Source organism: Gilliamella sp. Pas-s25, assembly GCF_009795885.1.
Lineage (GTDB): Bacteria > Pseudomonadota > Gammaproteobacteria > Enterobacterales > Orbaceae > Gilliamella.
The window spans coordinates 1-26,747 of record NZ_WTEV01000002.1; the positions used below are offsets into that span (position 1 = coordinate 1).

The 26,747-nt window shown below is 35.4% G+C and carries 26 protein-coding genes; 7 read left to right on the plus strand and 19 right to left on the minus strand.

Translation table 11 applies throughout. From position 1 onward, the window contains the following. Window positions 1-398: 398 nt before the first annotated feature. Window positions 399-1,130 carry an outer membrane protein gene (locus tag GQ593_RS00995; RefSeq protein ID WP_160430219.1) on the minus strand — a complete coding sequence of 244 codons (732 nt, stop codon included), beginning with the start codon at window positions 1,128-1,130 and terminating at the stop codon, window positions 399-401. A 166-nt stretch (window positions 1,131-1,296) separates the two neighbouring features. Between GQ593_RS00995 and argA the strand changes: the two genes are divergently transcribed. After that, a complete protein-coding gene (argA, locus tag GQ593_RS01000; RefSeq protein WP_160430220.1) occupies window positions 1,297-2,625 on the plus strand; it encodes an amino-acid N-acetyltransferase in 1,329 nt (442 codons plus the stop codon). Between the two features lie 72 nt (window positions 2,626-2,697). Here argA and GQ593_RS01005 read toward each other — a convergent pair whose 3' ends face one another. The 6 genes from GQ593_RS01005 to GQ593_RS01030 all read right to left on the minus strand — a co-directional run bounded on the left by GQ593_RS01005 (window position 2,698) and on the right by GQ593_RS01030 (window position 7,812). After that, window positions 2,698-3,669 carry a sugar-binding transcriptional regulator gene (locus GQ593_RS01005; RefSeq protein WP_160430221.1) on the minus strand — a complete coding sequence of 324 codons (972 nt, stop codon included), beginning with the start codon at window positions 3,667-3,669 and terminating at the stop codon, window positions 2,698-2,700. Between the two features lie 120 nt (window positions 3,670-3,789). Next, a complete protein-coding gene (locus tag GQ593_RS01010) occupies window positions 3,790-5,034 on the minus strand; it encodes a zinc-binding dehydrogenase (protein ID WP_160430222.1) in 1,245 nt (414 codons plus the stop codon). 171 nt (window positions 5,035-5,205) lie between these two features. Further along, on the minus strand, window positions 5,206-6,027 hold the full coding sequence (locus tag GQ593_RS01015) for a mannose/fructose/sorbose PTS transporter subunit IID (RefSeq protein ID WP_442903582.1): 822 nt from the start codon (window positions 6,025-6,027) through the stop codon (window positions 5,206-5,208). Between the two features lie 26 nt (window positions 6,028-6,053). Next, window positions 6,054-6,872, minus strand: a complete 819-nt coding sequence (locus tag GQ593_RS01020) for a PTS mannose/fructose/sorbose transporter subunit IIC (RefSeq protein ID WP_160430224.1) — start codon at window positions 6,870-6,872, stop codon at window positions 6,054-6,056. Window positions 6,873-6,918: 46 nt separating this feature from the next. Then, window positions 6,919-7,392 carry a mannose/fructose/sorbose PTS transporter subunit IIB gene (locus tag GQ593_RS01025; protein ID WP_160430225.1) on the minus strand — a complete coding sequence of 158 codons (474 nt, stop codon included), beginning with the start codon at window positions 7,390-7,392 and terminating at the stop codon, window positions 6,919-6,921. Next, entirely contained in the window at window positions 7,393-7,812 is a 420-nt protein-coding gene (locus tag GQ593_RS01030) for a PTS sugar transporter subunit IIA (protein WP_160430226.1), read from the minus strand. Window positions 7,813-8,284: 472 nt separating this feature from the next. On the opposite strand from GQ593_RS01030, the gene glyQ reads away from it, so the two are divergent. The 4 genes from glyQ to ybaK all read left to right on the plus strand — a co-directional run bounded on the left by glyQ (window position 8,285) and on the right by ybaK (window position 12,783). Beyond that, a complete protein-coding gene (gene glyQ, locus GQ593_RS01035; protein ID WP_160430227.1) occupies window positions 8,285-9,217 on the plus strand; it encodes a glycine--tRNA ligase subunit alpha in 933 nt (310 codons plus the stop codon). A 10-nt stretch (window positions 9,218-9,227) separates the two neighbouring features. Continuing rightward, the gene (gene glyS, locus GQ593_RS01040; protein WP_160430390.1) at window positions 9,228-11,300 is read left to right on the plus strand and encodes a glycine--tRNA ligase subunit beta; all 2,073 of its coding nucleotides are present in this window, start codon (window positions 9,228-9,230) and stop codon (window positions 11,298-11,300) included. Between the two features lie 67 nt (window positions 11,301-11,367). Continuing rightward, a complete protein-coding gene (locus tag GQ593_RS01045) occupies window positions 11,368-12,171 on the plus strand; it encodes a hypothetical protein (protein WP_160430228.1) in 804 nt (267 codons plus the stop codon). Between the two features lie 117 nt (window positions 12,172-12,288). Beyond that, the gene (gene ybaK, locus GQ593_RS01050) at window positions 12,289-12,783 is read left to right on the plus strand and encodes a Cys-tRNA(Pro) deacylase (protein WP_160430229.1); all 495 of its coding nucleotides are present in this window, start codon (window positions 12,289-12,291) and stop codon (window positions 12,781-12,783) included. A 154-nt stretch (window positions 12,784-12,937) separates the two neighbouring features. Here ybaK and GQ593_RS01055 read toward each other — a convergent pair whose 3' ends face one another. From GQ593_RS01055 to GQ593_RS01070, 4 genes are all read right to left on the minus strand, one after another. Next, on the minus strand, window positions 12,938-13,210 hold the full coding sequence (locus tag GQ593_RS01055) for an HU family DNA-binding protein (protein ID WP_110434661.1): 273 nt from the start codon (window positions 13,208-13,210) through the stop codon (window positions 12,938-12,940). 174 nt (window positions 13,211-13,384) lie between these two features. Continuing rightward, the gene (locus GQ593_RS01060) at window positions 13,385-13,978 is read right to left on the minus strand and encodes a YjaG family protein (protein ID WP_160430230.1); all 594 of its coding nucleotides are present in this window, start codon (window positions 13,976-13,978) and stop codon (window positions 13,385-13,387) included. After that, window positions 13,971-15,044, minus strand: coding sequence for a uroporphyrinogen decarboxylase (gene hemE, locus GQ593_RS01065; RefSeq protein ID WP_160430231.1), 1,074 nt, complete (start codon window positions 15,042-15,044; stop codon window positions 13,971-13,973). Before hemE ends, GQ593_RS01060 begins: the two co-directional genes overlap by 8 nt. A gap of 103 nt (window positions 15,045-15,147) precedes the next feature. Continuing rightward, the gene (locus GQ593_RS01070) at window positions 15,148-16,041 is read right to left on the minus strand and encodes a LysR family transcriptional regulator ArgP (RefSeq protein WP_160430232.1); all 894 of its coding nucleotides are present in this window, start codon (window positions 16,039-16,041) and stop codon (window positions 15,148-15,150) included. Between the two features lie 209 nt (window positions 16,042-16,250). Here GQ593_RS01070 and rpiA point away from each other — a divergent pair, with 209 nt between their 5' ends. Beyond that, window positions 16,251-16,907: a ribose-5-phosphate isomerase RpiA gene (gene rpiA / locus GQ593_RS01075; protein ID WP_160430233.1), complete on the plus strand. Its 657-nt coding sequence runs from the start codon at window positions 16,251-16,253 to the stop codon at window positions 16,905-16,907. 82 nt (window positions 16,908-16,989) lie between these two features. Beyond that, the gene (serA, locus tag GQ593_RS01080; protein ID WP_160430234.1) at window positions 16,990-18,231 is read left to right on the plus strand and encodes a phosphoglycerate dehydrogenase; all 1,242 of its coding nucleotides are present in this window, start codon (window positions 16,990-16,992) and stop codon (window positions 18,229-18,231) included. Window positions 18,232-18,336: 105 nt separating this feature from the next. On the opposite strand, the gene GQ593_RS01085 is transcribed toward serA, so the two are convergent. The 8 genes from GQ593_RS01085 to srlA all read right to left on the minus strand — a co-directional run bounded on the left by GQ593_RS01085 (window position 18,337) and on the right by srlA (window position 26,589). Then, window positions 18,337-19,959: a hypothetical protein gene (locus GQ593_RS01085; protein WP_160430235.1), complete on the minus strand. Its 1,623-nt coding sequence runs from the start codon at window positions 19,957-19,959 to the stop codon at window positions 18,337-18,339. A gap of 523 nt (window positions 19,960-20,482) precedes the next feature. Then, the gene (locus tag GQ593_RS01090; protein ID WP_160430236.1) at window positions 20,483-22,114 is read right to left on the minus strand and encodes a hypothetical protein; all 1,632 of its coding nucleotides are present in this window, start codon (window positions 22,112-22,114) and stop codon (window positions 20,483-20,485) included. 381 nt (window positions 22,115-22,495) lie between these two features. After that, the gene (srlR, locus tag GQ593_RS01095) at window positions 22,496-23,275 is read right to left on the minus strand and encodes a glucitol operon DNA-binding transcriptional repressor SrlR (protein WP_160430237.1); all 780 of its coding nucleotides are present in this window, start codon (window positions 23,273-23,275) and stop codon (window positions 22,496-22,498) included. 101 nt (window positions 23,276-23,376) lie between these two features. After that, window positions 23,377-23,745 (minus strand): transcriptional regulator GutM, encoded by a 369-nt coding sequence (locus GQ593_RS01100; protein WP_202115324.1) that lies wholly within the window; start codon window positions 23,743-23,745, stop codon window positions 23,377-23,379. Window positions 23,746-23,822: 77 nt separating this feature from the next. Further along, a complete protein-coding gene (srlD, locus tag GQ593_RS01105; RefSeq protein ID WP_160430238.1) occupies window positions 23,823-24,602 on the minus strand; it encodes a sorbitol-6-phosphate dehydrogenase in 780 nt (259 codons plus the stop codon). Between the two features lie 11 nt (window positions 24,603-24,613). Beyond that, window positions 24,614-24,982, minus strand: coding sequence for a PTS glucitol/sorbitol transporter subunit IIA (locus GQ593_RS01110; RefSeq protein WP_160430239.1), 369 nt, complete (start codon window positions 24,980-24,982; stop codon window positions 24,614-24,616). A 29-nt stretch (window positions 24,983-25,011) separates the two neighbouring features. Next, window positions 25,012-26,019, minus strand: a complete 1,008-nt coding sequence (srlE, locus tag GQ593_RS01115; RefSeq protein ID WP_160430240.1) for a PTS glucitol/sorbitol transporter subunit IIB — start codon at window positions 26,017-26,019, stop codon at window positions 25,012-25,014. Between the two features lie 21 nt (window positions 26,020-26,040). Then, window positions 26,041-26,589, minus strand: coding sequence for a PTS glucitol/sorbitol transporter subunit IIC (gene srlA, locus GQ593_RS01120; RefSeq protein ID WP_160430241.1), 549 nt, complete (start codon window positions 26,587-26,589; stop codon window positions 26,041-26,043). Window positions 26,590-26,747: the final 158 nt, after the last annotated feature.

The following is a 26,747-nucleotide window of genomic DNA, read 5'->3' on the forward strand; positions in this document are numbered from 1 at the left end:
ATCGAGTTATGGTTGTTTTTTGCAGAATTATTATAACTCACATCATGCCGTCTAAAAAATAATCACGAAAGATCAACACGCCCTAATAACAACAAAATATTTAGCCGAATTTAAAATGAAAATAATTACTGATTATTTTAATAGTGATGCTGGGTATAGATTAACAGATTAGCATTTTCAAATACCAGTCAGTAATGTTGAAAAATGGGAAAAATCACATAAAAGATAAGATATTGAAAGACTAAAACGAATACAAATCCGAAAAAACTCTCTTAGAATCAAAAATGTAAACAGACTGATTTATAAATATAGTCGATTTAAATACTAGTAAAAAATGTATTGATAATATTGATTAGTAACTAAAAAGGGTTATACCCCTTTTTAGTTTGATGAATTGATTAGAAGCTGTAACGAACACCTGCTAATAAATCAACTGAACTTAACTTACCGCTTGCATTCGTTCGGTAGTATTCATTATGTTTTTTAATGGTTACTTTACCTGCATCTACATAACGAGCAGTAAAATCAATATCCATGTTATTATTCAATTTATAAGCTACGCCAGCTGCTACATTCCATGCAAATTGAGTTTTTGTTTTCGAAAATGAACGTTCATACTCTGAACCATCAACAGAAACATTATATTTTTCTTTATGGCTATTTTCCAATTTTGTGAATGCAACGCCTAATCCAGCGCCAACAAATGGAGTAACGGGCGCGTCAATATCAATATCATAATAACCATTTAACATGAGCGTGTTCATACGCGCTTTGACTTTTTGAGTTGTACGAAGACGATATTCCTCATAAGTATTGTATTTATTTTCTTTCTTTTCTGCATTACCACGTAGTGTGAAAGATAATTCCGCGCGTACAGGAACATCATAATGAGAAGAAAAGTTGTAACCTAAATTTAAAGCGCCTGCTAATTTAGTTTTATGCATAGAGTCAAAGAGATTATCATCCACGACACGACCAAAATTATAATGCAAAGTGTCCTTAAGGCTGCTTACTTTTAGTATAGAAGCCCCTAATTGACCACCTAGATAAAATCCATTTGTTTCAGCATAAGCAAAACTTGAGAAACACGCAAACGTTGTTAACGCAATTAGTGTCTTTTTCATTTTCATTTTCATTTCCTTTATTATTTCTAGTTATTAAAAGTGTGGTGATTATAAAACAGACAAATATAGAAATCCATCTTAAATATTTTACAAAAATACCTTGCGATCAACCCAAAAATAAATAAAAATACACAAAATATGAATAAATATTCACTTTAAAGGGTGATGTCAAATGAAAGAGCGTACAACAGAGTTAGTTGAAGGATTGAGACATTCTGCACCTTATATTAATGCACATCATGGAAAGACCTTTGTTATTTTATTGACGGGTGCTGTATTAAAAAGTAATCATTATTCAAATATTATCAATGATATCGGTTTACTTTATAGTCTTGGCATTAAACTTGTTATTGTTAACGGTGCGCGTAATCAAATTGATGAATCGCTTAAAAATCATAACATCCAACCTAAATATTACAAAAATACTCGAATTACCGATGCTCGCACGCTCGAGATAGTTAAACAGGTCACCGGACTTTTACAACTTAATATCACAGCGAGTTTATCAATGAGCTTAAACAATACACCATTACAAGGCGCACATATTAGTGTTGTCAGTGGTAATTTTGTTATTGCGCAACCTTTGGGGGTAGATGATGGTGTTGATTATTGCCATACAGGCAAAATCCGTCGTATAAATAAAGAGGCCATTGAACAGCAGTTGGAGCGAGGCTCTATTGTATTGTTGGGCCCAGTTGGTGTTTCAGTGACTGGTGAAAGTTTTAATTTAGCGTCTGAAGATGTTGCAGCAGAAGTAGCTATTCGCTTAAAAGCTGATAAATTAATTAGTTTTTGTGCAGAGCAAGGCGTTTTAGATGAACATGGTCATGTCATTATTGATCTTTATCCTGTTGATGCAGATAATTATGTCAATCAAAAAGAACAGCAAGGCAAACATTTATCCAGTGAAGCACGCTTTTTACGCGCGGCATCAAAAGCGTGCCGTAGTGGTGTCAGGCGAAGCCATTTAGTAAGTTATTTGATTGATGGTTCGATTTTACAAGAACTATTCTCGCGTGATGGCATTGGAACACAAGTTTCAATGGAACATTCTGAACAGGTTCGTTCGGCAACGATTAACGATATCGGTGGAATTTTAGAGCTCATTCGTCCGCTTGAAGAGCAAGGTATTTTGGTCAAACGCTCACGTGAACAATTAGAAATGGAAATTGATAAATTTACCATTATTGAACGAGATAACATGACAATTGGTTGTGCTGCACTTTACCCTTATCCTGAAGAAAAAATGGGTGAAATGGCCTGTGTAGCTATTCATCCGCAATATCGTAACTCATCTAGAGGAAACGTTCTTATCGAAAAGTTAACAGAGAAAGCAATCCAGTTAGGGCTTGAAAAAATATTTGTTTTAACGACACGTAGTATTCACTGGTTTAGAGAAAAAGGCTTTAATCCAGCAGAAGTGGATGACTTGCCCATTAAAAAGAAACAACTTTATAATTATCAAAGAAATTCCAAAATTCTAATATTTAATATCTTTTAGTGTTTTTTGGCATTAAGTCTTATTGGCAGTATTATTGTGTAGTAACCAAGGCTAATTGTTTTAGTTGAAAAGTTAGTTAATTAATTGGGTAGCCATTTCATCACTAATTACTAATATATCAATGTAATTGGCATTGAGTGCCGCTTTTAGACTATTAATTTTTTCGCAATCACCACTTGCACATATTTTTAAAGGAATTTTTTTCAGATTGTCTAATGTCACTCCGATAATTTGATTACAAAATGGTGTTGTTAATTCAGTTCCATTTTGATCGAAAAAGCGGGATAAAATATCACCTACAATGTCCTTATTGGCTATCGTTTGGAACAACTCTCCATAAAATCCATACCAAATAGAGCTTTTTGAAATAGCAGGACAACCAATACTAAATAGAGCAACGGTTATCTTGCTCCACCAATCTTTCAACTCTTTCATATGTTGAGTTTTTTCAATTTCTATTTTTAATAGTTCGGTATCAACAATGGCTGGGTAATCAATCAGGATGGCTTGACTATTTAATTTATTCGAAAGTTTATAAGCAATATTATTGACGTGATATTTTGTTTCAATTTTTCCTGATGGTCCTCCAATCATTGGTACAATGGTCGTATTATTGAATTGAGTGTTATCATTTTTTAAACTGCTAACAATATAATTAATTGTGCGTCCCCATGAAATGCCAATGACATCATTATCATGGATATTTTTGACTAATACATTTGCAGCAACATTACAAACAATTTGATTTTTGCTGTCATTATCAACATGTTGATTGACAGGTACAATAATAACTTGTTTCAAATTATAGTGATTAAGAATTTTTTCTTCTAATGCAATATTGGGCAATAGATCGTAATTTATTGAAATAGAAACAATACCTAATTCTCGTATTACTTTTAGCATTCGACTAATACTTGATCTGTGTATATTAACGATTTTGGCTATTTCGGATTGAGTTTTATTTTCTTCATAATAGAGTTGAGCTATTTTTATTAATAATTTGTGTTGCTCAAAATCGTAGTTACCAAAGTTATTATTGATCATGTTCGTATTATCTTATTAGTCATGTTTTTTTAAATCACTATTTATTAAAAAAATATCAAGATGTCATGTATGATAATTCATATTATGGCATCTTGATGCTATTAAAGTATATCAAAAAAATTAAGACTCAATATCAGGAAAATTGTTTAATACAAAATCTTCGGCTTCTTTTGACCAAATATTATGGTTTTTATTTAATATTTTCTTTAATGCTACATCATCACTACTATCTGTTAACGATTCTAAACTTTTAAGCGCAAACTGCTTATGAGTGTAGACTAATTTTTTTCCACCTCTAATTTTATCTTGTTGTTGAGTTATTTCACTGGCTTGATCGATTCCCATTATATGCGAAACAATTTTAGCAACTTCAACCTTGCCTGATTCAATTAACTTAACAGCTAAGCGCATATCATCAGTATTTCCTCCTGATGTTCCAACAATATGAGTAAAATTATAATGTACATCATAAAAATTAATTTCTGCTTCGAAATTTTTATCTTGAGGGCCAGCAAAAAAATTCAGACAACCGTCAAATGCTAATAATTGCGATGCTAAATGAATTAACTCTTTTGATGGTAAAAAGATAAAGATATCATCAAAACAATTTTTGGAAGATTTACTTTTCAATAGCGACAATTGATCTTCGCTCTCAGATATATCGACAAATTCAAGTTCGACCCCATTGTGTGATTGATATAGTGTTTTCAGATGCGCTATTTTTTCTTGGTTTCGCCCAGTGACAACCACTTTTTTTGGTTTTATCCCCGCCCCCAAAGCATAGTCTATGGCAAGCATCCCCATAGGGCCAGTTCCCCCTAATATAAGCAATTCACCATTAGGCTTTATTCCCATAATATGATCGTAACTATTTGGTTTCAAATGATAGCTAGCATTAAAAGCACCAATAACACAGGATAAGGGTTCAATTAATGCACCTTCAAAATAAGTTTTTCCATCATAAGGAATCAAACAATCTTGTTGTAATACGTCGTGATTAACTATCATATAGGTTGCACATCCTCCCGTATTAGGATAAGAGTAACCAACACAATAAGGGCTATTAGTGAGCTGTAAGTTGGCTTGTATGACATATTTTTGCCCTTTTTTAAATTTATGTTGCCAATTTTTACCTACTTGCAAAATATCACCGCAGCATTCATGTCCAATAATAATTGGATTATTTTTTAGGTCGGATGGCGTTTTTTTATGGTTTTCACCTTGATTTACTAGCTTTAATGAAGACATGCACATACTGTCAACAATGACAGATACTAACACTTCATCATCTGTAATAGGTGGAAGTTCAAAAGATTCTAATCGAAGATCATTTTTCCCATATAATCTAACAGCTTGAGTTTTCATATATTCCTCTTTAAGAAATTAAATTTGATACCTATTTATACTCAATAATGCATAAACACCTTGTTGTACTGAAGTTGTGAAGTAGTAAGGAAAAATGTATTTATAACCATTTGCTTTATTTCCTTAGGTTCAAAAATGTTACTTATATTTTTAAGACAGTTTATTTGTATTTTAAGCTAGAATACCTAATCCATAACCAATAATACCCACGGCAAATAATGCAAAAATTAAGATAATTGGGCTGACCTTTTTTCGGAGCAATTTCATCATTAAGAGTGTTAGACACAACGGCAGTAAACCTGGTACAAGATCATCGAGTATACCTTGTACTGTCATAACGATTTCATTACCATTTGTATCAGCAGTTTTAGATACCACTAAAGGGACATTTATTGAGGTCCATTTGGTCACCAATACACCCATAATAAATAAACCAAGAATAGAAGCGCCTTCTGTCAGTTTAGGCAAGATATTACCCGAAAGATCTTTAACAATACCGATTCCTTTCGATAATCCATAAGTTAAACCATACCATTTCATGGCAAGTCTGACGAAATTAAACAAAATAAAAAATAATAATGGACCTGCAATATTCCCATTGAGTGCTAAAGATGCGCCAAGTGCTGCTGTAATAGGTCGCAATGTACCCCATACAAGGGGATCACCGACGCCTGCTAAAGGTCCCATTAATCCAATTTTGAGGCTATTGATTGTTCCATCATTAATTGGTGCGCCATTTGCTTTTGCTTCTTCCATCGCTATAGTAACACCAAGCACGGGGCCACACATTGCGGGAGTCGTATTGAAAAAGGCTAAATGCCTTTTTAACGCTTGACGTTGTTCCTCTGGGGTTTGATAAACTCGTTTGATTGTTGGAATCATATCTACACAAAAAGCAAGCGCATGAATACGTTCATAATTAAAAGAAGCTTGTTGGAAATTAGAACGAATAAAAGTACTAATCACATCTTTTTTTTGAATGGTTTTTAACATTTCTTTCATAATAAAATTCCTATAAATTATTCTTCTAATTCATCATCAGTGATTCTTTGGTTGGTATTTGTCATGGGATTTGCAATTGCGTTATTTGTTTTTATTACATTGAACTTTGGATTTAATTGAACATAAATTATGGCAAAAATAACCCCCAAAATACCAAATGAAAGTAAACTAAAATTTAGATATCCACCTAAAACAAAACCTAAATAGAAAAAAGGGGCTAAATATTTAACAATCATCATGTTTAACACCATTGCGTAACCAACAACAACGATAAATCCTCCAGCAACAGCAAGCCCACCAGTTACAATATCAGGTAACATGTTCAATAGGGATTGCACGGTATTTGCATCAACATAAATGGCAACGAGCGTGGCAGGGATAGAAACCCTTAATGCTTGTACAAAAAGGGCACTAAAATGGAGTAATTCAATCTTTCGGAATTGAACTTTTTCTGCCGCTTTATCGGCTTCATGTTGAAAAATTACCGTGATAGTTCTTGCAAAAACAGTTAATATTTGCCCTGCCGCGGCAACAGGAAGAGCGATGGCTATTCCTGTTTGAATATCTTGCTGTCCTATAACAACCAAGATTGTTGATATCACACTTGCCAGTGCAGAATCGGGAGATTGTGCAGCTCCAATATTCATCCACCCCAATGCGATTAGCTCAAGCGTACCACCTAAAATGATACCTGTTTTTATATCACCTAATATTAGGCCAATTACGGTACATGCAATCAATGGACGATGTGTTTGAAACTCATCAAGTACACTTCCCATTCCTGCGATACACGAGAAAATAAATATGAACATGATTTGCAGTACTGAAATGTCCATGTTTCCCTCCTACTATTTATTATGTTAGTTAATTCGAATAACCTTGTTAAAGAAGTTTAATAAAATCAACATTTGGATCGGTAATAACGACTTTTAAACATAGATTGATACCCATTTCATGCATTTTTTTGAATGCAGATATGTCATTTTCGTCAACAGAAACTGCTTTGGTAATTTGTTTTTTTCCCTCTTTAAACGACATTCCGCCAATATTAACCTCTTTAATAGCAACGCCTGCATTGACTAATCGCAAGACATCGGTTGGATTGGTGAAAAGATAAAAAACAGTATCATGTTCATATTTAGGATTTTTATAGACCGCAGCAGCTTTATCAATACTAACCACAGACACTTTAATTCCAGGGGGAGCAGCCTGTTTAACTAGTGCGGAACGAATTTGATCATTAGCAACCTCATCACTTACTATGATAATCCTTTCTGCTTTGGCTTCTTTTGTCCAAACGGTGGTAACTTGACCATGAATTAATCGGTCATCAATACGAACTAAATTTATGATCATTTATAACTCCTCATCTATAGATGTATTTTTAGATAGTGACTTGAAAGATTTAATAAAATCTAATTTAACTTCGTCGAGTTGTTCATAGACGTTTTCAATATTAATTAAAGACAAATCAAGATTTAATAACTCTAAGCAAAGGGGCAGAGATAAACCGCTAATTACTTCGATATTACCTAACTGCATGGCTAGAATAGAGGCTGCGTTATAAGGACTACCAGAAAATATATCAGTGATAATGATGAACTGTTTGGATTTTGATTGGCTAATAATTTTTAGATATTTATCTTTTAAGTTATCAATGCTATCCCCTGGTTCAAAAGTGATCGCATATAAATGAGAGTATTGCCCTGCAATCATCTCAACACTATTTTTCATTTCATAGGCAATTTTTCCGTGTCCAGCCAAAATAATATTCATTTAGCACCTCTCACAAATTCTCTATTTAAATCACAAATGTTAAAGCAACTTTATATTCACATTTTCTCAAAGTAAATCACCAATGTGAAAAAGTGTGATGTAGATTGGATTTTTTGTAAAATGAACAAAGACAGTTTTTTATTTTTTTATCAGGGAACATGATGAGAGAAATATCGCATTATTGACTGTAACTTGAAAAATCACTGAAAAAATGCGAGTAATTCCTACACCCTTAGCGATTTATTAATAACTACAATACCGTTAAACCGCATGATTCGATTTTAGGTAAAAGATCTTATGAATTTTTAGTGGATTATTTCATGATGGTGTATAAACAATCAGTCGTATTCTTACAATAAACTAAGCACGGCAAATAGAATACGATTAGGCATTTCACAAGTATTGATAAAAAGTATAATATATAGCACTATTTAAATCATCGAAATATCAATTTAACTATAAAGATAACATCATGCAAAAGTTTAATGTCAAAACCTTTCAGGGGTTAATACTTACGTTACAAGATTACTGGGCTAATCAAGGTTGTACCGTGATTCAGCCTTTAGATATGGAAGTTGGTGCGGGGACTTCTCACCCTATGACCTGTTTGCGCGCACTAGGTCCAGAACCGATTAATGCCGCTTATGTTCAACCATCGCGACGCCCAACCGATGGTCGCTATGGCGAAAACCCAAATAGATTACAACACTATTACCAATTTCAAGTTATCTTAAAACCTTCTCCTGATAATATTCAAGAGCTTTATTTAGGTTCGTTAAAACAGTTAGGGCTCGATCCAACAGTCAATGATATTCGTTTTGTTGAAGACAATTGGGAAAACCCAACCCTTGGTGCATGGGGGCTTGGTTGGGAAGTTTGGTTAAATGGTATGGAAGTAACCCAGTTTACTTACTTTCAACAAGTTGGTGGACTTGAATGTAAACCTGTTACCGGTGAAATCACTTATGGTCTTGAACGCTTAGCGATGTATATTCAAGGAGTTGATAGCGTTTATGATTTAGTTTGGAGCGATGGTGCATTTGGTAAAACCACTTATGGCGATGTATTCCACCAAAACGAAGTTGAGCAATCCACTTATAATTTTGAATATGCGAATATTGAATTTTTATTTTACTGTTTTGAACAACACGAAAAAGAAGCAAAATTTTTGCTTGAGTTAGAAAAACCACTTCCACTACCAGCTTATGAGCGTATTTTAAAAGCCGCCCACTGTTTTAATTTACTTGATGCACGTAAAGCGATTTCAGTGACTGAGCGACAACGTTATATTTTACGCATCAGAACATTAACCAAAATGGTGGCGGAAGCCTATTACGCATCACGTGAAGCACTTGGATTTCCTATGTGCCAAAATTCACAGTCTAACGAAAGTGCATCAAAGTAGGAATTAAAAGATTATGCAAAAAACATTTTTAGTGGAAATTGGTACCGAAGAGTTACCACCAAAATCACTCCGCACTTTAGCAGAAAGCTTTGCGGCTAATTTTATACAGCAGCTTGATAATGCCAATTTAGAACATGGCGAAGTACTTTGGTATGCATCTCCCCGCCGTTTAGCGTTAAAAGTCTTAAATTTAAATAACACACAACCCGATAGCCAAATTGTTAAACGCGGTCCTGCGGTCAGTGCGGCATTTGATGCCAATGGTAATGCAACTAAAGCCGCTCAAGGTTGGGCGCGAGGTTGTGGTATTACAGTTGATCAAGCCCAGCGTATAAAAACCGATAAAGGCGAATGGTTGTCGTATACTCACAATCAAAAAGGTCAACCCGTAGTTAATCTTTTATGTGATATGGTTAAAACTGCATTAAGCAAATTACCTATCCCTAAACCAATGCGTTGGGCAGCTCGTCAAGTCGAATTTATTCGTCCATGCCATACTGTCACCATGTTGTATGGTGATGAGCTTGTGCCTGGTACCATTTTAGATATTGAGTCAAACCGCGTTATTCGTGGTCACCGTTTTATGGGTGAACAAGAGTTCACTATCGATAATGCCGATCAGTACCCCGAAATTTTGGAACAGCGTGGTAAAGTCATTGCTGATTATGACAAGCGAAAAGCTATGATTAAGCAACAAGCTGAAAGCGAAGCGGCTAAACTTCATGGTAAGGCTGATTTAACTGACACGCTACTTGAAGAAGTCTGTTCTCTTGTTGAATGGCCTGTTGTGCTAACCGCTAAATTTGAAGAGCGATTTTTACAAGTCCCGGCTGAATCACTGGTTTATACCATGAAAGGGGATCAAAAATACTTTCCTGTTTATGATAAACAAGGCAAATTATTACCAAACTTTATTTTTGTGGCTAATATTGAATCGAAAGATCCACAAGTTGTGATTTCGGGTAATGAAAAAGTGGTTCGCCCACGCCTTGCTGATGCAGAATTCTTTTATCAAACCGATTTAAAACAACGTTTAGAAGATCGTTTGCCTCGTCTTGAAACAGTGTTATTTCAACAACAACTTGGAACTGTTAAAGATAAAGCAATTCGCATAGCGTCGCTATCAGGCTTTATTGCCGATAAAATTGGTGCTAATGCTGAACAAGCCAAACGAGCAGGTAAATTAACAAAATGCGATTTAGTGACCAACACCGTTTTTGAATTCCCTGAAACGCAAGGTATTATGGGGCGCTATTTGGCACTTAAAGATGGCGAAAGCATAGAAATTGCCACCGCCATTGAAGAGCAATATAAACCGCGTTTTTCTGGCGATGAATTACCAAGTACAGCGGTATCTTGTGCGGTTGCTATCGCTGAAAAAATGGATACTTTAGCGGGTATTTTTGGCATTGGTCAGCACCCTAAAGGCGATAAAGATCCTTTTGCATTACGTCGTGCTGCAATTGGTGTTTTACGAATCATTGTTGAAAAGACGCTACCTTTAGATCTTGTTGAATTAACCAATTATGCCGCATCGTTATATGGTGAAAAGCTGAATAATAAAAATGTGGTTGAAGATATTGTTACTTTTATGCAAGGTCGTTTCCGCGCATGGTATCAAGAACAAGGCTTTGCCATTGATACTATTCAAGCAGTTTTAGCACTTAATCCAACAAAACCTGCTGATTTTGATGTACGAATTAAAGCGGTTACTCACTTTAGAACCTTGCCAGAAGCATCGTCATTAGCACAGGCTAATAAACGGGTTTCAAATATCTTATCTAAAGCCGCAATGACTATTCCAGAGCAGATTAATGCAGCCTTGCTAGAAGCTGGCGCTGAAGGCGAATTAGCTAAAAAATTGGCAATTTTATCCGATAAACTTGCACCTTATTTTAATGAAGGTCGTTATCAAGATGCGTTAGTTGAATTATCGTCACTAAAAGAAACGGTGAATGCGTTTTTTGATTCTGTCATGGTTATGGTTGACAATGAACAGATTAAACTTAATCGGTTAGCACTTTTGAAAAAGCTACAAAACTTATTCTTAAAAGTCGCTGATATTTCATTATTGCAAGCTTAATTTGCGAATTCAATCATTCAAAAATAATAGTGGTAACTAAATCGGTTACCACCTGTAAGGAACTTATATGGAAATGCAAAAAAAAATCTCTTTTCCTTTAATTTTTAATCAAACTACTAATTTTATAAGGAATCGGTTATGGCAATTAGCTATAGTCAGTGTTGTATTGAGTTTAATCACCACACTAGCTCATAATAACTTATTTGATAAACAAGTTCTTATCCAATTAGTTGAAACAGCAAATAAAAAAGAAATAATATTTTATTTGCTAAAACTTTTTATGATTTTTGGTTTTCTATCTCTCATAATGAAAGCTATAGTGCTTGCGGTTATATATAACTTATCTACCAGTGATAGATTCAATATAAATTTAATATTAGGTAGAATATTACCAAATTTATTAAATATAATTGCCTTTAATGTTGTTTACCTAACCATATCTATTGTGGTATTAATATTTGCAATTTTAATATTTATCGTTTTAAATTTCATTTTTCCACAAAATTTAGTGGCTTTTTTATTTATTTCAATCTCACTTATTTATTTAGTTGTTTTAACTGCTATTTATTATTATTTCCTGGGTTCAATTATTCAACCAACAGTGAAACCTTTTTTTCAGAAATTTGCAGAAAGCCATACATATGCACTATCTTATTGGCGATTAACACTCCCAATGGTTTTAATCTATTATCTTATCGCAATTGTGATAGAGCCAGTTTTAAATTCTGCTGGAGAAAATAATATTACCTTATTGTTGATTGTCTGCATAACTCTGTTATTCGTGGATATTTTTACCATGAGCTTCTTTTATCGTATTAGTATCTTATCAAAAAATCATGAGACTATATCCAATACACATGATATAAGATAAAAATCATAACTTAATCCCCAAAAACAGAATTTTACATTCACCCTATTAACTCATGTTAATAGGGGCACTAAAATAAAAAAGTCACTTATTATGATTTCAATCTATTAGATAAAAGCTATGACTCCAGCAATTAATTTACTAAAAAAGTTAAAAACCAAATTTAACATTCACCAGTATAAGCATGATCCAAATCAAACTAACTACGGGCAAGAAGCGGTTGCTAAACTTGATCCCAGTTTAAATGTCACAGCAGCGCAAGTATTCAAAACGCTGGTTGTGAGTTTGAACGGTAACAATAAAATGTTAGCGGTTTGCGTATTGCCAGTTGAGTGTCATTTAGATCTAAAAAAAGTAGCCAAAGCACTAAACTGTAAAAAAATAGATTTAGCTGATGCTAATTTAGCTCAAAAGGTAACAGGTTATTTAGTGGGAGGGATTAGTCCACTAGGTCAAAAGCAGCAACTGCCCACACTTATTGATTTAAGTGCCAATAAGCACACAACAATGTTTATATCAGGTGGCAAAAGAGGATTAGAAATTGAAATTAAACCACAAGATTTGGCCAATATATTACAAGCTAAATTGATTGAAATAGCGGTTAAAAATGACTAATAGTATAAATTTTAATTTGTTTATAAATAGGATAGAAAAACCAATAGATATGCTGTTTTAGGTGGTTATTCTTTAGCGAAATGATAAGGCCATAAGGCTATACCCTATGACCTATTCTTCTATCGATCAAATTGACAGAAAGATAAAAAGCAACTTATTTAATTGCTTCTTTTAAACTTTTACCTGATACGAATGCAGGTACTTTGCTTGCTGCAATTTTAATTTCTTTCCCTGTTTTTGGGTTACGACCAGTACGTGCTTTACGGTCATTAACTTTAAAGGTACCAAAACCAACTAATTGAACTGGTTCACCAGCTTTTAATGATTCAGTAATGGCAGCTAGTGTCGCTTCTAGTGCTGTTTTAGCAGCAACTTTAGTAATATCAGCTTTACTAGCAATAGCGTCGACAAGTTCTGTTTTATTCATAGGTATATCCTTACATATTATTTTATTGTTAAAGTTAACATGATAAACGAAGCTAAAATCTAGCTTCGCTACTGTAAACAGTGTTTAGATTACATTGCGCTTAAATGTAGTCTATATTCGCCTAATATTAAAGAAAAATTTAATAAAAAATAAAAAAATTACACTTCAAACTGCTTAATCGCTTAAAAAAACACCAATATTACTCACTCTGGAGGCTCTAATTTCGTCTTTTAAGCCTTTTATGAGCGCAATCATTTCATTATTTTCATCACGTAATAATCGTAATATTTCCCACTGTAAATCAAATTCATCAATGACACTAGGTAAAGTTTGTTGCGCATCTTGTGAAAGATTAACATTGGTTTTGGTCATCTCAAATTCAGCAATGGTGGTTGCCGATATGCTACTTACTTTCGCGGTATGCTCGGCCATTTCACCACTTAAATAAGAGTGTAAAACTTCCCCAAGCGCCTGACAGGCATCAATAGCAGGGTAAACCATATAAGGGCTGTTGTCAGTTACAGTGGGAATAATGGCTTCTAATTTTTCAAGCTGTAAATCAAAATTGATCTTTACATCTTCAACTAATAGTGTTTCCCAAACTAGATCTAGTATTTTTTTGTAGCTATTTGCATCTTCTTCATTTTTTTGTTGTTGGCAATAAAAAACAAAATTGGGATACATGCGTTCACATAGGCAGACCATAAATAAACGTTGTTGCCATTGCGGTAACTTTTCAACTCTTAATTGAATAGGATTTTTAATCATGATGAAACCTTTTTGACTGTCGATGCACGGCTTCAATTAGATACTGTACATGTTCTATGGGGATATCTTGGTGAATACCGTGCCCTAAATTAAAAATATGTCCATTGTAATGTCCAAATTCAGTAAGAACGGCTTCTACATTGGATTCAATTGTTTGTTTGTCTGCATACAAAACAGAAGGATCTAAATTCCCTTGCACCGCAACTTCTCCTTTTTGAGTAATCTGGCTCAAATTCACCGTCCAATCCACCCCCACTGCATCACAGCCAGTGTTGATTATACTATCGAGCCATAATCCCCCCCCTTTAGTAAATAAAGTGACAGGGATATACGAAGTTATAGCTTCACTTTTTTTACCTTGCTTTAATTGCGACAAGATTAATTGCATATAGTCAAGCGAGAATGTTTGATAACTTTGATGACTCAATACGCCCCCCCAAGTATCAAAAATCATAATTGATTGTGCTCCAGCTTGGATTTGCGCATTTAAATATAACGCAATGCTATTGGCGAGCTTTTCAAGTAGCTGATGCAGCGCTTTTGGCTCACTATAGAGCATCTTTTTGATTTTGGTAAATGCTTTGCTACTGCCTCCTTCAACCATATAGGTGGCTAAAGTCCATGGACTGCCCGAAAAACCAATTAATGGTACTTTGCCATTGAGCTCTTTTTTCGTTAATCGAATCGCATCCATCACATATTTAAGTGATTGCTCTGGATCTGGGATAGGTAATTTTTCAATATCTGACAGGCAAGATATCGATTTTGCAAATTTTGGACCTTCGCCCGACTCAAAATATAAGCCAAGCCCCATAGCATCAGGAATAGTTAAAATATCAGAAAAGATAATTGCAGCATCAAGATCGAATCGTTGTAATGGCTGTAAAGTGACTTCGCAAGCCAATTCTGGCGTTTGGCACATCGTCATAAAATCACCGGCTTTTGTTCTTAACTGGCGATACTCAGGCAAATAGCGCCCCGCTTGGCGCATCATCCAAATCGGTGTGTAATCTACAGGCAAACATTGCAAAGCACGTAAATAACGGTCATTTTTTAATTGGCTCATATCCTCAGTTCTTTAAGTAAAGATGTTAGTTGTCAAAAAGTTTCAGGAAAGTATGCGTTTTAGTATAAAACCACCTAATTATCTATTATTTGTGCTCCAAAGCTTAAGGTTGTGATAATGTATTTTGGGCATAATCAATTAAAGTTTCAGAAATAGTTTGCATTACGCTACTTTCTGGCGCAAAACGATGCCAATATAGCATACGCCTTTGATATAACCCTTCTGTTAAATTAACTAACTCACCGTTTTTTAACTCTTGTTCAACTTGTAATTTTGGCAACATACAGCAAGCTGAACCTTGTTTAGCCAATTGTACAAAAGCCTCGGAAGAACTGGTAATATGACAAACCACACTACCTGGGGTAAGATTGAAATTTTCTTGCAAAAAAGCCTGATGCATATCATCTAAATGGTCAAATGCAACTGCAGGTGCTTTTAGTAAAGATGACCGAGTCACACCATGTGGGAAGTACTTTTTAGCAAAATCAGGCGAAGCCACAAAAATATAATCTAACGCACCTAACACATCAGATAAACAGCCAGGTAAAGGATTGGCTTGAATACTAATTGCCGCAACCACCGTACCTAAACGGAGCAGTTCTAAGGTATGTTCTTCGTCTTTGACCTGTATATCAAAACGTAAGATATTTTTATCTAAAACGGGTTTTAATGCAGGTAATAACCAAGTTGCTAAAGAATCAGCGTTGATTGCAACTGATAGTGACAGTGGCGTTGAGTTTTGTTCATTATCACCCAACCATTGTTGTTCTAATAACTCAACTTGGTGTAATAAACCTAAAAGATGCTCACCTTGCTTAGTGGCTTTGGGTGGAATAGTTCTAACCAACAATTGCTGACCAAAAAAACTTTCTAACTGCTTAATGCGTTGCGATACCGCAGGTTGTGTAATACACAGTTTATCTGCTGCCCGTTCAAATCCTCGTTCTTTTATCACTGCATCTAATGCTTGTAATGCTCTATAATCTGGACGCTTCATAATCTCTATACTAATGATTTAATCATTGCTTGAATATTCAAACTACTTTAATATCGCAATAAGTTGTCAACATATCAAAAGTTGATATATTTTCTTAAAATCCTAATGATTTTTACTTTCCAATTGGGTACTATGCCATATCTTCAATCATTTTGCTTTCAAAATTTTATTTTTTTTAAGAAAAATTATCCTCAAAATAGGGTGATATCATGACACAAGACGAATTAAAAAAGGCTGTAGGCTGGTCAGCATTAAAATTTATCAAACCTGATTCTTATGTTGGCGTAGGAACAGGTTCAACGGCAGCGCATTTTATTGATGCATTAGCCACAATAAAAGATCAGATCAAAGGCACAGTTTCAAGCTCAGAAGCATCCACACAAAAATTAAAAAACTATGGCATTCCTGTTCTGGATTGTAATGAGGTCGATAGTTTAGATGTTTATGTCGATGGTGCCGATGAAATCAATCATCATTTACAGATGATTAAAGGTGGTGGTGCAGCTTTAACTCGTGAAAAAATTGTATCAGCCATTGCTAAACAATTTATTTGTATTGTTGATGAATCAAAAGTTGTTGATGTATTAGGGAAGTTTCCATTACCTGTTGAAGTGATCCCAATGGCTCGTTCTTATGTTGCTCGTGAATTATTTAAACTCGGTGGCAAACCAATATATCGTCAAGGCGTAGTTACTGATAATGGTAATGTTATTTTGGATGTTCATGATCTTATTATCGCCACCCCCATAGAATTAGAAAATCGAATTAATAGTATTGCAGGTGTGGTAACAGTTGGATTATTCGCCAATAAAGGCGCTGATATTGCGCTTGTCGGATGTAGCACTGGTGTAAAAGAGCTTAGATAACATTATCATTTATTAGAACAAATTTATAACGTTATATCGCAATAAGTACCAATTTTTATACTTAAGGAAAAAAGAGGAAATAATGGTTATTCAGAGCTTAACCAAAGATGAAAACAAGTTTTTATTACTTGAAGGCGTTCATCCTAGTGCCATTGAAATATTAAAATCAGCTGGCTTTACCAATATTGAATATCATAAAAGCGCATTATCCCCTGAAGAGCTGAAACAAGCCTTGAAAGATGTCCGTTTTATTGGGATCCGTTCAAGAACGCAATTAACTAAAGATATCATCGATACAGCACCAAAACTTGCAGGGATTGGCTGCTTTTGTATAGGGACAAATCAAGTTGATTTGGATGCTGCCACAGTGAAAGGCATCCCAGTGTTTAATGCGCCATTTTCTAATACGCGATCTGTTGCAGAACTGGTGCTAGCAGAAGCAATTTTATTATTGCGCCGCGTGCCCGAAGCGAATGCTAAAGCGCACCAAGGCAAATGGAACAAAATTGCCACGGGTTCGCACGAAGCACGAGGTAAAAATTTAGGTATTATTGGTTATGGACATATTGGTAGTCAATTAAGTATTTTAGCAGAATCACTGGGCATGAATGTTTATTTTTACGATATTGAAACCAAATTACCATTAGGTAATGCTAAGCAAGTTTCATCAATGAAAGAATTACTGTCTATAAGTGATATTGTTTCAATGCATGTCCCCGAAAATGCAACCACGATCAAAATGATAAGTACCAACGAAATTGATACAATGAAGCAAGATGCAATTTTAATTAATGCTTCGCGCGGAAAAGTCATTGATCTTGATGCATTAACTCAAGCCCTCAAAGCCAATAAACTCAGTGGTGCAGCCATTGATGTCTTTCCAACAGAACCAGCAAGTAACAACGATCCATTTGAATCGCCATTATGTCAATTTGATAATGTGATTATTACTCCGCATATTGGCGGCTCAACTAGCGAAGCACAAGAAAACATAGGAATTGAAGTTGCCACAAAACTTGCAAAATACTCAGACACGGGAGCAACGCTTTCAGCGGTTAACTTTCCTGAAGCCTCGTTACCAATCCCTGCCAAAGGCTCAAGTCGCTTTATTAATATTCATCATAATCAGCCTGGTGTACTAACCGCTATTAATACCTTATTTGCGGAACAAGGACTTAATATTTCAGCCCAGTATTTACAAACCGATCCTAAAATTGGTTATGTTGTTATTGATATTGATAGAGTAAATGCAAATAAAGCCGAGGAATTGCTTGATAGATTAAAAAATGTGTCTGGTACCATTCGCGCAAGGTTGCTATTTTAATTGACATCCACTCAATGCCACCTATCTTTTGATAAGTGGCTAATCATTACCAATTTAAACTAGTAGTGGCATTAATATAATTGCTAATCTAACACGTCATAACCCTTAAGGGCTAACACATGCTGCTTGTATATAGAGCGCTCTATCATCTCGATTAAATATATCTCCTAAGGTATGAACAACAAGATGTTGATTAGGCATTTGTCCTGGAGAAACCGTCCAAAATCCATGCGAACCACCATAAAAACTTGACTCCCAAGAAACAGCGTATTCACCATTTTGTAGAACTGTCTCCTCATTTTCCATTGGATAACCACTCTCAAAAGCGCCCCATTCATTAAATAATCCCCCTACCCAACGATTTCCTCGTTTAACACTTAAGCGTCGTTGATAGAAATCAGAGTCCAGATCTGGTAGACCGCCAGTCCAACCTAGCCACAAACTATTGTTATTAGTGTAATCATTAACAGCGGGAAGACGATAATGACTACCTAATCCTTGACAAAATTGTATCGCTTGCTCATGTGTCATCGCATTATAGACCGGAAAATGCCTATCATCATAGTAGATGGGATTATTTATATACCAACGCTCTATCTTAAAACTATAAAGTAATTTGGTATGGCTACTATCTGCGTAAAGCTTAAATAACGAAGGTGAAAAACGCTTATCTATTGAATCGATCGTTGGCCCTGTTAATTTTATCTTTAGGCCGCTTCTAATCGCTATCGGTCTGGCATTCCAAGCAGCTGACTCTTCATCAAAATCAATACCAGCCCACCTGTAGTTCCAATTTACCTGATCAGCAGAAAGTGATAAGGTGACGCCATGACCACTCTCCGCACTAACAGTTGCCCCATTTGCGGCAATAATCTGTTCAGGTGTTATGCCTGATAATAATAAGAAGAAATGTAAATTATTTGCTCCTGTCGTCGGGAAGTTATCACTGGGCTTATCGGCATCATTCACTTTAAATCCCGCAAATCTTACCCAATTAGGACCGTCCAATATTTCAAAAAGTGCACCGTCATTTTGGCTATTAGGATATGCATAACAGGCCGATGGTTTGTCCGCCTTAACACCAAGATAATAAGTATGACTTATATTATTAAAAGTGCTGGTTTGTGGCACGCCATATTCAGTTGATAAGTGACCATTAGTTGCCGTAATGGTCAGTTGATAAGGTACATCACAGGCCGTTAATAATTTATTCGGATTAGCTTTAATTTCGGCTGTAATATCTTTATTATCGGCGTTTTTCCATGCAACTGTTAGGCTACCTGTTGCACTGGCATTTCCATCACCCTCGGCATCTCCCCAATAATTATAGGGGTCACCAATTAAATTATTCAGATCAATTCGAGGATAATGGCTATTACCTGTTAATGGCACTAATGTTTGAATATCAGCAAAGGTTTTTGCTTCGTCTGGTAATGTGATGGGGCTGTTAAGGCTTGAATTATCTACCCTTGCATCAGGATATAAGTCGGTATTTGCCCCCGGAGCAATATACACGCTGCCATCTGGGAATTTTATACCGAGCAATCCCTCTTCACTCATCGCCTTGGTTACACCACCATCCATGGTTAAATAAGGGGCACTGCCCTGTATCACATTTGAGGTCGTTGCCGATAACGCAATAGCTTTAGTTGAGACCATTAAGCCCAATAATGCTACTGATGTTTGTTTTGTTAGTTTCTCAAAAGATATGACTTCTCGTTTCATCATTAACTACTTCCAGTTGCAAAATATTTTTATTTTTATTTTTATTTAATCAAATTAATTAAATAAACTTCAGTAAGTTATCAAGTTCCCTTTGTGAATATCCTATGAAATATTGAGCTATAAAAACCAGAAATATTCAAAGATGATAAGTCACAAATAAAGAATAAAATTAATTATAAACGTTATTTTAAAGTAAAAAATACAACTTTTTTGTTAAGATTTGTTAAGTGTAAATTTAAACTAGCTGCTTTTAAAAATACTAAAAAACCAATACTGCAATTTTCTCTAATTATATAAAGAATAAAAAGAAAAAAAGTAAACAATTTCCATGTGTATAAAGGTATTTTCAAATAAAGCCGAGGAGTTGCTTGATAGATTAAAAAATGTGTCTGGTACCATTCGCGCAAGGTTGCTATTTTAATTGACATTTACTCAATGCCACCTATCTTTTGATAAGTGGCTAATCATTACCAATTTAAACTAGTAATGGCATTAATATAATCGCTAATCTAATGCATCATCACCTTTAAGGACTGACACATGCTGCTTGTATAGTTCTCCATGATTCATTATAATCATGCAGTTCTCCGAGGGGTTGGGTAACAACCAAATATCGATTAGAACCAGATTGGGAAGCCGTCCAAAATCCATGCGAAGACAAAACAGTGCTCTCCCAAGAAACATCGTATTCATTACTAAGAGGATTATCCTCATTGCGCCATGGATATGCACTATTCAAACGTCCCCATTCATTAAATAATCCCCCTATCCAACGATTTCCTCGTTTAAAACTTAAGCGTCGTTGATAGAACCCCAAGCCGTCCGTTTCTGGTAGACCACCATTCCAACCGAGCCACGAATTATTGGTATTAGTGTAATCATTAACAGCGGGAAGACGATAATTACTACCTAATCCTTGACAAAATTGTATCGCTTGCTCATGTGTCATCGCATTATAGGACATATGCCAATTCTCATCATAGTAGAAGGGATTATTTATATACCAACGCTCTATCTTAAAACTATAAAGTAATTTGGTATGGCTACTATCTGCGTAAAGCTTAAATAACGAAGGCGAAAAACGCTTATCTATTGAATCGAGCGTTGGCCCTTTTAATTTTATCTTTAGGCCGCTTCTAATCGCTATCGGTCTGGCATTCCAAGCAGCTGACTCTTCATTTGCATCAGTACCAGCCCACCTGTAGTTCCAATTTACCTGATCAGCAGAAAGTGATAAGGTGACGCCATGACCACTCTCCGCACTAACAGTTGCCCCATTTGCGGCAATAATCTGTTCAGGTGTTATGCCTGATAATAATAAGAAAAAATGTAAATTATTTGCTCCTGTCGTCGGGAAGTTATCACTGGGCTTATCGGCATTATTCACTTTAAATCCCGCAAATCTTACCCAATTAGGACCGTCCACCATTTCAAAAAATGCATCACCAAGTGCTGCGTCATATTGGCTATTAGGATACGCATAACAGGCCGATGGTTTGTCCGCCTTAACACCAAGATAATAAGTGTGGCTTATATTATTAAAAGTGCTGGTTTGTGGCACGCCATATTCGGTTGATAAGTGACCATTAGTTGCCGTAATGGTCAGTTGATAAGGCACATCACAGGCCGTTAATAATTTATTCGGATTAGCTTTAATTTCGGCTGTAATATCTTTATTATCGGCGTTTTTCCATGCAACTGTTAGGCTACCTGTTGCACTGGCATTTCCATCACCCTCGGCATCTCCCCAATAATTATAGGGGTCACCAATTAAATTATTCAGATCAATTCGAGGATAGTGGCTATTACCTGTTAATGGCACTAATGTTTGAATATCAGCAAAGGTTCTTGCTTCGTCTGGTAATGTGATGGGGCTGTTAAGGCTTGAATTATCTACCCTTGCATCAGGATATAAGTCGGTATTTGCCCCCGGAGCAATATACACGCTGCCATCTGGGAATTTTATACCGAGCAATCCCTCTTCACTCATCGCCTTGGTTACACCACCATCCATGGTTAAATAAGGGGCACTACCCTGTATCACATTTGAGGTGGTTGCCGATAGCCCAATAGCTTTAGTTGAGACCATTAAGCCCAATAATGCTACTGATGTTTGTTTTGTTAGTTTCTCAAAAGATATGACTTCTCGTTTCATCATTAACTACTTCCAGTTGCAAAATATTTTTATTTTTCTTTTTTATTTAATAAAATTAATTAAATAAACTTCAGTAAGTTATCAAGTTCCCTTTGTGAATATCCTATGAAATATTGAGCTATAAAAAACTGAAATATTCAAAGACGATAAGTCACAAATAAAGAATAAAATTAATTATAAACGTTACTTCAAAGTAAAAAATACAACTTTTTTGTTAAGATTTGTTAAGTGTAAATTTAAGCTAGCTGCTTTTAAAAATACCTGCAGGAATTATAGTAATGAATATATTTAAAATTTAGAAAAACATCGGGTTGTTTATACTTAATGATTAAATACTTAACCAACCTAAAAAATAGTTAAATTTCTATGAAAAAATCGATTTATTTACGTTTCGTCGGTCTTCACTTTAATCACTTTAATACCCCTTTGAGTGAGCGCATCATAATATCTATCATCTAAATTATCATCAGTGATAATCGTATCAACAGCACTTAAATCACAAACAACATTGGGGCTACGGCGACCAAATTTTGAGGAGTCAACTAACAAAATTAACTTAGCAGCAGCTTTACTCATGGCTACACTGCCATGATAACTTTCGTTAAACGTTGTCACGCCACCTATTAAATCCACCCCATCAGCGCCCATAAACAGCTTATCGAAAGTATAAGATTCAAACGCTGCGATGGCTAAAGCGTTATTACTATGAAAGGAGGCAGATTTTCGACGAAACGTCCCCCCCGTTAAAATAATCGTTTGATCATTATCATTAGCAACCAGCTCATTGACCATATGCAAACTATTGGTCATAATCGTTAAATTATTAAATCTTGCTAACATGGGGATCATTTGTGCCACCGTACTTCCTGCATCAAAAATGATAGAGTCACCCTCATGAATTAGTTTAGCTGCCTCTTGTGCTATGGCCTTTTTTTGTGCAGTATTAATGTAGGTTTTGTGATCGATTGCTCTATCGCCAACCTCTCGATTTAGCATTGCCCCGCCGTATGTGCGCAAAACTAAACCACTTTCATGCAATTGGGTGAGATCTTTACGAATGGTTGTCCCTGTTGTTTTAAAATGCTCGGCCAACTCTTCTACACTGATTTGCCCATTTTTTTGTAGATATTCCAGAATCGCTGTTTGTCGTTGCTTCACTTTCACAATTAAATCCCATCACCATTATCGACGCGCATCATACGTAAAATCACTTTAAAATATATTATTTCACAATAAAAGGGAATATTTTTCAAAATAAAAGTTAATTATTTTTTATTTGTGGTTAACGCTACAGTCAATGCACTTTGACTAACAGGATCATTTGGGAAAATATTTGCAGGAATAATATCAGCGATAGATAAACCATGTAATTGAGCAATGGGTTTTGGTAAAGCAAACACAGTGATGCCTTTCATTAATACTGAATCGATAACAATTTGGTGTTTATCTAATGAAATAGCAATTAATACCCTTGGTCTAAATCGCTTTGTTTGGCTACGGCCAACCCCTAAATAAGCCCCTTTTTTCATCGCTAAAAAAGCTTGATTAAAACGACGAATCTGAAGCCAACTAAATATGATTTGAATACACCAAGCAATAAGTGCGATAACAATTAAAGAGGTGGTCATATTCATATAGGCACTCCATGTTAAGTTTAATAAAATTAAAAGTGCGAAAATTTTTTACAAAATTTTCGCATCCTATGTGTTATCTAGAACATCACTTGTCCACCAGTAATGTTGATTGATTGCCCAGTACAATAAGAAGCTTTATCACTTGCATAAAATAGCAATACATTAAGTACATCTTGGTAATCGCAACCACGCTTGAGTGGCACTTTATCAATATAGACTTGTTCAACTTGACTTTCTGGGATGCCCAGTTTCTTTGCATATTGAGGTAATAATGATTGGAACATGGGTGATTTAAGCAAATTACCCAGCATCAATGAGTTAACAGTAATACCATGATCGGCAAGATCTAAGGCTAAAGATTGTGTTAACCCGACCCCACCAAATTTGGCGGCACTGTATCCTGAATTATGTTTACTGCCCACTTTCCCTGATTTTGAATTAATTTGAATAATTCGACCTTGCGTATTGTATTTGATCATTAATTTGGCAAATTCACGTGCACATAAAAAATAACCAGTGAGGTTAACATTAACAGATAACTGAAAATCATTCAATGCAAAATGGGTAATAGGTGCTGCTTTTGCAACGCCTGCGCTATACACCATTAAATCAACACGTTTAAACACATTATCAACATCTTGCGCTAATTGCAGCACACTTTCTTCATTTGTAGCATCAACACCAAATCCTTTTGCCGTCCCCTCACCATGCTTTTGATTAATTGCGTCGGCAACTTTATTGGCATTGTCCATATTCAAATCAGCAACAACAACATGATAGCCCGCATCAGCAATACCATTACATAAGAATTCTCCTAGGGTTTGTCCCCCACCAATAATGACTGCAACTTGTTTCATTTTTATATTCCTCATCGATTTAAAATTTTAATTTCATCACCAACTGAAAGCTGAGTTGGGCATTGCCCCTCTAGGTGAACAGTTCCAGGTAGCTCTGCCTCACAGTTACCATCAAACTTTAATGTGATGTGCCCTAATTCACGAAAATTAGCATTAGCAACTTCACCAACCGAAGTGATGAGATAACTTTGATTACCTAATTGAAGTGCTTGTCCTACTTGTAGTTCTAGCTGAAAATCATCATGGCTATGAACAAAACAGTAATCTGCTAAGTCTGATGGCGCACCATCCTTAAATAGGATTAACATGCCATCGGCTAAAGCTTCTTGGGCAAACTCTCCAATAGAATTAATTTGTGATTGATAGATAGTCTTTGACATCATTTACCCCTCTTAACAATTTGAAATGGTTACTGATATATAAATAGCGAAACAGCCCAAGCAATTAATACCGTTGGCGCACCAGTTAAAAAGCGACCAACAAGCACGGAGGGAACGCCGACACGTACTGTGTCTTGTTTCGCTTCAGCAAGCGATAAACCAACAGGAATAAAGTCACATGCGGCTTGCGCATTAATTGCAAACAATGCTGGCAATGCTAAATGGGGAGGAATATTACCAAGACCAATTTGCACCCCAACTAGCGTTCCAATTACTTGCGCAATAACCGCACCTGGCCCTAAAAATGGTGAAAGTAATGGGAAAGAGCAGATTAAGGCTAAAATGATAAGTCCAATTGGGTTATTTGCTAGCGGAACTAAACCATGAGCAATAAAGTTACCCAAGCCTGATGCAATAATAATTCCAATAATTGCAGATACAAACGCCATAAAAGGAAGTATTGTTTTAAGTACCGTATCAATAGTGTCACGGCCAGCTTGGAAAAAAACGGCAACCCCAGATCCCATACCAATACCAATTTTTGCTAGTAATCCGTCACTTTGTTCAGTAATTTTTTTACTGCTGTCATAATCTTTAAATTCAGACGATTTATTATTGGTTTGCAGTTCTTTGACTACTGATGGATTTTCGCTTACTAAATCACCTTCTTTTTCTATCAACTTAATATTGTGGGGTTTTACCGCTGAAACATAGATATCCTCAACAATATATTGAGCAAGTGGACCTGATTTACCCGTTGCGTGAATATTGATAGTTGGAACACGATTTTTAGGATAGATACCACAACGTAACGTGCCACCACAGTCAATCACAGCCACACCAATTTCATCTTTAGGTGGTTCACCTTCTTTAAAGCCATCAATTGCCTCCCACCCTGTTAACTCGACTAATATGTCAACGATAGCAGGTTTTGTTCCTGCAGCGATATAAACAATCTTTTTACCTTCAATCACAGGAAGCTCTAATGGACCGCCCCAACCTGCTTCACCTTTTTCAATTCGAATAAATTTAATCATTTTGCTATTCCTTATGATTATTTATAAATGAACTTTTCTTTCTAATTTAATCCCCATTTTTCTTTCAAAAATGGCGGTACAAAAGTCAGTAACCCAACCTCTAAAAAAGTTAGTGACTAAACCAACAAGAAAATAGCTCACAGCAAGAGGGCCGAGTGGCAGATCTAATTTAGTTAAACCAGCTGCAATACCTAAATAAACAAATAATTCACCAGGGTTAACATGTGGGAATAATCCATTCATTGAATGGCAACTATAAGAAGATGCAGCGTAGTAGCTTGGCTTATAAAACTCTGGCATAAAACGACCTAAGCTTAATGTCATTGGATTACAAAAAACAAAAGTGCCTATTAATGGCAATAAAAGATATCGAGAGATAGGATTGCCGGCGCATGCTTGAGCTAAACGCTCGATACGCTCTTGCCCAATAAATTTAATTACCGCATTCATTACAACAAGCAGTGAAATTAATAATGGTAAAATTCCCGTTACCATGCCAACAAATACTTTACCTCCTTCTTGGAATAAACCAATAAACCATTCAGCTCCAAATGAAATAGCATCAATCATATTTCCTCCTATTTTCGTTAAATTTCGAGCAGATAATATCAACTAAGAAAGGCAAAAACTTTTAACACGATCACAATTTGAAATATTTTCTTTTATTTTGAAAGAAAATATTTCGAAAAGATTAATAAATAAAAAGAAATGAAAAAAAGAATCATAGG

Bases quoted from the DNA above. Each gene is read 5' to 3' on its own strand.
- GQ593_RS00995 (WP_160430219.1), bottom strand. From the start codon at position 1,130: ATGAAAATGAAAAAGACACTAATTGCGTTAACAACGTTTGCGTGTTTC.
- argA (WP_160430220.1), top strand. From the start codon at position 1,297: ATGAAAGAGCGTACAACAGAGTTAGTTGAAGGATTGAGACATTCTGCA.
- GQ593_RS01005 (WP_160430221.1), bottom strand. From the start codon at position 3,669: ATGATCAATAATAACTTTGGTAACTACGATTTTGAGCAACACAAATTA.
- GQ593_RS01010 (WP_160430222.1), bottom strand. From the start codon at position 5,034: ATGAAAACTCAAGCTGTTAGATTATATGGGAAAAATGATCTTCGATTA.
- GQ593_RS01015 (WP_442903582.1), bottom strand. From the start codon at position 6,027: ATGTTAAAAACCATTCAAAAAAAAGATGTGATTAGTACTTTTATTCGT.
- GQ593_RS01020 (WP_160430224.1), bottom strand. From the start codon at position 6,872: ATGGACATTTCAGTACTGCAAATCATGTTCATATTTATTTTCTCGTGT.
- GQ593_RS01025 (WP_160430225.1), bottom strand. From the start codon at position 7,392: ATGATCATAAATTTAGTTCGTATTGATGACCGATTAATTCATGGTCAA.
- GQ593_RS01030 (WP_160430226.1), bottom strand. From the start codon at position 7,812: ATGAATATTATTTTGGCTGGACACGGAAAAATTGCCTATGAAATGAAA.
- glyQ (WP_160430227.1), top strand. From the start codon at position 8,285: ATGCAAAAGTTTAATGTCAAAACCTTTCAGGGGTTAATACTTACGTTA.
- GQ593_RS01045 (WP_160430228.1), top strand. From the start codon at position 11,368: ATGGAAATGCAAAAAAAAATCTCTTTTCCTTTAATTTTTAATCAAACT.
- ybaK (WP_160430229.1), top strand. From the start codon at position 12,289: ATGACTCCAGCAATTAATTTACTAAAAAAGTTAAAAACCAAATTTAAC.
- GQ593_RS01055 (WP_110434661.1), bottom strand. From the start codon at position 13,210: ATGAATAAAACAGAACTTGTCGACGCTATTGCTAGTAAAGCTGATATT.
- GQ593_RS01060 (WP_160430230.1), bottom strand. From the start codon at position 13,978: ATGATTAAAAATCCTATTCAATTAAGAGTTGAAAAGTTACCGCAATGG.
- hemE (WP_160430231.1), bottom strand. From the start codon at position 15,044: ATGAGCCAATTAAAAAATGACCGTTATTTACGTGCTTTGCAATGTTTG.
- GQ593_RS01070 (WP_160430232.1), bottom strand. From the start codon at position 16,041: ATGAAGCGTCCAGATTATAGAGCATTACAAGCATTAGATGCAGTGATA.
- rpiA (WP_160430233.1), top strand. From the start codon at position 16,251: ATGACACAAGACGAATTAAAAAAGGCTGTAGGCTGGTCAGCATTAAAA.
- serA (WP_160430234.1), top strand. From the start codon at position 16,990: ATGGTTATTCAGAGCTTAACCAAAGATGAAAACAAGTTTTTATTACTT.
- GQ593_RS01085 (WP_160430235.1), bottom strand. From the start codon at position 19,959: ATGATGAAACGAGAAGTCATATCTTTTGAGAAACTAACAAAACAAACA.
- GQ593_RS01090 (WP_160430236.1), bottom strand. From the start codon at position 22,114: ATGATGAAACGAGAAGTCATATCTTTTGAGAAACTAACAAAACAAACA.
- GQ593_RS01100 (WP_202115324.1), bottom strand. From the start codon at position 23,745: ATGAATATGACCACCTCTTTAATTGTTATCGCACTTATTGCTTGGTGT.
- srlD (WP_160430238.1), bottom strand. From the start codon at position 24,602: ATGAAACAAGTTGCAGTCATTATTGGTGGGGGACAAACCCTAGGAGAA.
- GQ593_RS01110 (WP_160430239.1), bottom strand. From the start codon at position 24,982: ATGTCAAAGACTATCTATCAATCACAAATTAATTCTATTGGAGAGTTT.
- srlE (WP_160430240.1), bottom strand. From the start codon at position 26,019: ATGATTAAATTTATTCGAATTGAAAAAGGTGAAGCAGGTTGGGGCGGT.
- srlA (WP_160430241.1), bottom strand. From the start codon at position 26,589: ATGATTGATGCTATTTCATTTGGAGCTGAATGGTTTATTGGTTTATTC.